Origin of the sequence: Tautonia sp. JC769 (genome assembly GCF_040717455.1) — a bacterium.
Taxonomy (GTDB): domain Bacteria; phylum Planctomycetota; class Planctomycetia; order Isosphaerales; family Isosphaeraceae; genus Tautonia.
On sequence record NZ_JBFEFH010000055.1, the window covers coordinates 1 to 4951 of the forward strand.

Sequence of the window (4951 nt, forward strand, 5' to 3'; positions counted from 1 at the left end):
TATGCATGGGGCCTCTGCCGCCTAACGACCAAGCTCAGCGGACCCGGCCGCCGAGCACAGCCTTGATGATACCAAAAAGCGCCGCGGCGGCCGGGGTCCGCTGCAGCGCGAGGTTAGGCGGCCTCCGGCTACGACACGCCGATGAGTTTGTCCTCGACGATGACCCAGTGGCATTCTCTGCGGACGAGTCGGAAGCGGCGCCATTCCGCGGCCACGGGGCCAACGTAAATGCTCGCTTGAACGACTACGGCTTCTTTGTCGCTCCACTCCAGATCGTCGATGCGAAGCCAGGGACCGACCCCCTCCTTGAATTCCGAGCCCGGCCGGACAGGTAGCTTCTGCCCCTTCGCGAAGCGTTTCATGAACTCGGGCGATGGGTCTTGTTTCTCGATAGAGAGGAAGATTGCCTGGGCATCACGTAACAGCGAGTCGGGAATGTCGCGCTTGAACTGATGGCGAAAGATCATCTCGCAGACCTTCGACGCCTGTTCCCGCCGGCCTTGGTCGACCGACTCAGGATGGTCACAAGCCGCGGCGGCTGGCAATAGCTGGCGATCCAGCCCGATCCAGGCCCAGCAACCGATCAGGAGAGACACCGCCCAGATGGAATGGTTCTGCCTCATAGCTCTCCGCCGCCTAACGACCGAGCTCAGCGGACCCGGCCGCCGAGAAAAACCGTTCGAGAGACCAGCACTTCCCGCGGCGGCCGGGGTCCGCTGCAGCGCGAGGTTAGGCGGCTCGGTTCTCAGTTGTCCGCCGAGCGTTTCGGAAACTCCTTCGTGGGCACAGTAGGATGAGTGAAAAGACGATGCCAAGGAGAAAGTTGAACGAGTACACGATAAGGTTCTGCTCGACCAGAGGCCGATTGAGCACAACATTGCCCAGAAAGAGGAAGACGATGACGACACCGATCGGTCCGATCACAAACTTGGTCCAGGCTAGCTTGAGGTACGTCGCCCAGGCGAGGCCCAGAAACATCGCTGCCCTGACCACATAATAGAGAGAACCCTCCTCTTGTTCATCATGGATGTCACGAAAGGTGGCGATGGCCAAGAGGACGGGAAAGAGGGTGGCCAATACTCTGAGATACAGGTGCCATACGGAGAGCGAGGAAGCGAATCCGCCAGTAGGTACAGGCTCCGAACAAAGTATGCCGTTGATGGGGGAATCGGGCGCCGCATACGGATTCGAGTCTTCGTCCATACCCCTTCTACCCCCGCCCCCTAACGCCCAAGCTCAGCGGACCGGCCCGCCGAGGATGAGCCTCGATGATACCAGAAGCCGCCGCGGCGGGCCGGGTCCGCTGCAGCGCGAGGTTAGGCGTCGGACGCCTCGGCCAGGGGCTTGAACGACGAGTGCCGCTCGGCGACTTGGCCGAACCGCTCGACCAGCACGACCGACCCCGGTTCGACGGACAGCCGCTCCAGCAGGTCGCAACTGGCCTCGTAGCCGACATCGCGACCGAATGCCTTGCCGAGGACCATGAGCGACGCCCCGCTGAAGGCGATGCCGACGTGCTCCAGCCGCAGGACCAGCGCCGAGCGGGTGGTGGAGTGCCGATCGAGCGTGCCCGGCGAGCGGGTGATCTGCCCGACGACCTCGATCAGCGAGCCGCGCCACGAGCCGAGGCGTTCGACGAGCGGCTCCAGCTGTGGGACGAGGTCGCTCCGCACGCAAGCCTCTCGCCGCCTAACGACCAAGCTCAGCGGACCGGCCCGCCGAGACAAGCCTTGATGTTACCACGATGCGTTCGCGGCGGGCCGGGTCCGCTGCAGCGCGAGGTTAGGCGTCGGCCGCGCGCCGTAGCCGATCAACCATGATGCGCTTGAACGGGGCCGGCCGCAACTCGGCTGATTCGAGCAGGGCAGGCTCGTAGCCCGGCAGCGCTTCGAGCCCGTGGACGATGGACCAGAAGACGCCGGCGCCGTCCTCGTCGGGGAAGCGGTCGAAGACGCCCAGCAGGACGAGGATGGCCGAAGGCGGGACGACGACCGACCAGAGTTCCGCGAGCAGGTCGTCGAGCGGGAGCCAGTTGCCGTCGACTGGCCGGAAGGCTTCGATGTCAGCGAGCACCTGTTCCGCTGGACGTGCCACGAGGAGGGCCGCCTAACGCCAAAGCTCAGCGGACCGGACCGCCGAGGGAAAGCCATGACTAACCAGCACGCGCGGCGGCGGGCCGGGTCCGCTGCAGCGCGAGGTTAGGCGTCGTGCGCATTATACCAGTCGTGGTCGCAGCAGAGCGCCTGCTCTCCACAGATTGGGCAGCGTTCGACATCGCAGCCCAATGCGTGATACTGGCCGGCGCGGGCGCCGCAGTCGTGACAAAGTTCGCCGCGGCCGGCTCCCCAGTCGTCCTCTTCATCGCCGTAGCGGATGCGGGGGTACGCAGTGCCGCCCTTCTCGAAGGCGTGGACTACCTGCGAGCCCTCCAGCGCACTTACGCGGGTGACGTGCATCTCGACGCCGTTGTAGAGGACACAATCAGGCTCCACGCCCCTGCCGCCTAACGCCAAAGCTCAGCGGACCGGCCCGCCGAGAGTGACCTCGATGATACCAGAAACCGCCCGCGGCGGGCCGGGTCCGCTGCAGCGCGAGGTTAGGCGTCGGCCGCCTCGGCCAGGGGCCTGAACGACGAGTGCCGCTCGGCGACCCGGCCGAACTGCTCGACCAGCACGACCGACTCCGGTTCGACGGATAGCCGCTCCAGCAGGTCGCAACTGGCCTCGTAGCCGACATCCCGACCGAATGCCTTGCCGAGGACCATGAGCGACGCCCCGCTGAAGGCGATGCCGACGTGCTCTAGACGAAGGACCAGCGCCGAGCGGGTGGTGGCGTGCCGATCGAGCGTGCCGGGCGACCGGGTGACCTGCTCGACGACCTCGACCAGCGAGCCGCGCCACGAGCCGAGGCGTTCGAGGAGCGGCTCAAGCTGTGGGACGAGGTCGCTTCGCACGCAAGCCTCCCGCCGCCTAACGCCAAGCTCAGCGGACCGGCCCGCCGAGGGAAACCTACCGACTGACCACCGAGCGCCGCGGCGGGCCGGGTCCGCTGCAGCGCGAGGTTAGGCGTTCCACGCCGCTTCACGACTACCCCGCAGCCAGAGCAGCAGCCTTTCCCAGACCGTGGGGCTGTCAATGTCGAGGTAGAGGGCACGCATCAGGATGCGCCCCGATTCCGGGAAGACCCCGCCCGCCGGGAAGGCGTTCTCGGCGACCAGGCCGAACTGACGGTTGCGATATACGAACTCGCAGGCAAGCCAGCGGTCGGGCGAGGTCAGCAATGACTCCCGTTCGGCTGGTTCCTCGCTCCGTGGCTCGACGCGGTAGCTATACCAGAACATGTCCGCAAAACGGGGGTCGGTGAGTTCGGCGACCGGGCGCCCGCGGTACTCGACGATCCATCCGGCGTCGCGCCCGTAGTTCGTCGCGATGATCTGCAGACGGCGCTCTCGCTCCGATCGACGCATAGCGGTGAGACGCCTAACGACCAAGCTCAGCGGACCGGACCGCCGAGGACAGCCTTGATGTTACCAGGAAGCACCGCGGCGGGCCGGGTCCGCTGCAGCGCGAGGTTAGGCGGTCCACTGCATATGGACAGGCGCGACGCCCGCAGACGTGGGCGATCAAGGCCAGGATGAGGATTGCGTGATAAGGGTTCAGCCATCGAATCGCTCGTCACCAGTCGGAGCGGGCGCCTTGCATCTTGAGTTCGACATCCGGCTCCGGATCGGTCACGCTCGTTAGGTGAGGCTGTCCCATGACCGACAGGAAGCCTGCCGGCGGCGATCCCCGATGGACCACCCAGCCCCAGAGGCCAATCCCCCACGACCCATCGAACGCCGCGCCTGATCTATAGCTCGAATAACGCGCTCGGCCCCGGTTCCTCATCCGCGAATGCCGAGCGATCGATCGTGATGAGCGTCTTGTAGTTGAACCGATCCAGCTCGTCCTGCAGTCGATCGATCTCCCGCTCGACCCGCTTCACCTCGCGATCTAACTCGGCCTTCCGCAACTGGGCTACGTAATTGATGCGAACCGAGGAAAACCCTTCGAGGTGCGGCCCATGCTTGGTGTCGACCTTGTTCAGCATCGCGATCAGCGACTTGCACTCGGCCAACTCGAAGATCACCTTCTGGACGGGCTGATTGGCGGCGTTGATCGCCGTCTTCAGCTCGACCAAGAACCCCGCGAGATGGGTTCGTGCCTTATAGAGTTCCCGGGTGTCGTATTCCTGGTTGTCCTCCTGGGTGCTGTTATATGTGATGATCAGCGTGTCGAGTTGCGACAGGCGATGGACCACTCGGTTCTTTAGCTTCAACGCGCGAGACAGGTTGATTTGGGTCATCTCCTTCGGCATCGCGCTCCGCTCCCCATCGCTTCGTCGATCATGCCCCCGCCGCCTAACGACCAAGCTCAGCGGACCCGGCCGCCGAGACAAAGCCTCTTGTTACCGGAAAACCGCCGCGGCGGCCGGGGTCCGCTGCAGCGCGAGGTTAGGCGGTGACCGCCTTCCGGGATGGTAGCGATGCCGAGAAGGTGACGCAATGGCGCCAACGATTGAGTAGCCGGAGGCCGAACCAGGCAATCCCCGAACGGACGGGACTCGCATCCATCGGGGGCGATGGGACCTGGAATTTGAGCGGGCCTTGCATCGCATACGAGGCGGCTTGCTCGTCCTCGGGGGCCCAGGCGTAGCAGACGGAGTGCGAGCCGACGCGGCAGAGGACCGCCAAGGTAACTCCCAGCCCGGCGCGGCGACCGTGCTCGTAATAGCGGCGCATCAACTCCAAGTTGCCGGCCGGGGTGGGGATGCGGACCCAGTAGGTGCGGCGGCAGTTGGTGACATCCTCGCGGAAGGCCCACGCCAGTTCGGTGTTGAACCCCTCCGCTTGGATGAAGCGGAGGAATTGGGAGAGGGCTTCATCGAACGGAGGCGTCTCCGACACGGTGGC

8 protein-coding genes are annotated in these 4951 nt (G+C 65.1%); all 8 read right to left on the reverse strand.

From position 1 onward, the window contains the following. Window positions 1-128 precede the first annotated feature (128 nt). Window positions 129-623 (reverse strand): hypothetical protein, encoded by a 495-nt coding sequence (locus tag AB1L88_RS26730; RefSeq protein WP_367099778.1) that lies wholly within the window; start codon window positions 621-623, stop codon window positions 129-131. A gap of 106 nt (window positions 624-729) precedes the next feature. Next, window positions 730-1203 (reverse strand): hypothetical protein, encoded by a 474-nt coding sequence (locus tag AB1L88_RS26735; protein ID WP_367099779.1) that lies wholly within the window; start codon window positions 1201-1203, stop codon window positions 730-732. 113 nt (window positions 1204-1316) lie between these two features. Beyond that, the gene (locus AB1L88_RS26740) at window positions 1317-1673 is read right to left on the reverse strand and encodes a hypothetical protein (protein ID WP_367099780.1); all 357 of its coding nucleotides are present in this window, start codon (window positions 1671-1673) and stop codon (window positions 1317-1319) included. 109 nt (window positions 1674-1782) lie between these two features. After that, on the reverse strand, window positions 1783-2094 hold the full coding sequence (locus AB1L88_RS26745) for a hypothetical protein (RefSeq protein ID WP_367099781.1): 312 nt from the start codon (window positions 2092-2094) through the stop codon (window positions 1783-1785). A gap of 502 nt (window positions 2095-2596) precedes the next feature. Further along, entirely contained in the window at window positions 2597-2953 is a 357-nt protein-coding gene (locus AB1L88_RS26750) for a hypothetical protein (RefSeq protein WP_367099782.1), read from the reverse strand. 108 nt (window positions 2954-3061) lie between these two features. Beyond that, complete coding sequence (locus AB1L88_RS26755) at window positions 3062-3466, reverse strand: hypothetical protein (protein WP_367099783.1); 405 nt, start codon at window positions 3464-3466, stop codon at window positions 3062-3064. A 383-nt stretch (window positions 3467-3849) separates the two neighbouring features. Beyond that, window positions 3850-4344 (reverse strand): hypothetical protein, encoded by a 495-nt coding sequence (locus AB1L88_RS26760; RefSeq protein ID WP_367099784.1) that lies wholly within the window; start codon window positions 4342-4344, stop codon window positions 3850-3852. 148 nt (window positions 4345-4492) lie between these two features. Then, window positions 4493-4951: hypothetical protein (locus AB1L88_RS26765; RefSeq protein ID WP_367099785.1), on the reverse strand; the 459-nt coding region annotated here is incomplete at its 5' end.

Excerpts from the sequence above, each read along its gene's own strand:
- AB1L88_RS26730 (WP_367099778.1), bottom strand. The coding sequence starts at position 623 with ATGAGGCAGAACCATTCCATCTGGGCGGTGTCTCTCCTGATCGGTTGC.
- AB1L88_RS26735 (WP_367099779.1), bottom strand. The coding sequence starts at position 1,203 with ATGGACGAAGACTCGAATCCGTATGCGGCGCCCGATTCCCCCATCAAC.
- AB1L88_RS26755 (WP_367099783.1), bottom strand. The coding sequence starts at position 3,466 with ATGCGTCGATCGGAGCGAGAGCGCCGTCTGCAGATCATCGCGACGAAC.
- AB1L88_RS26760 (WP_367099784.1), bottom strand. The coding sequence starts at position 4,344 with ATGACCCAAATCAACCTGTCTCGCGCGTTGAAGCTAAAGAACCGAGTG.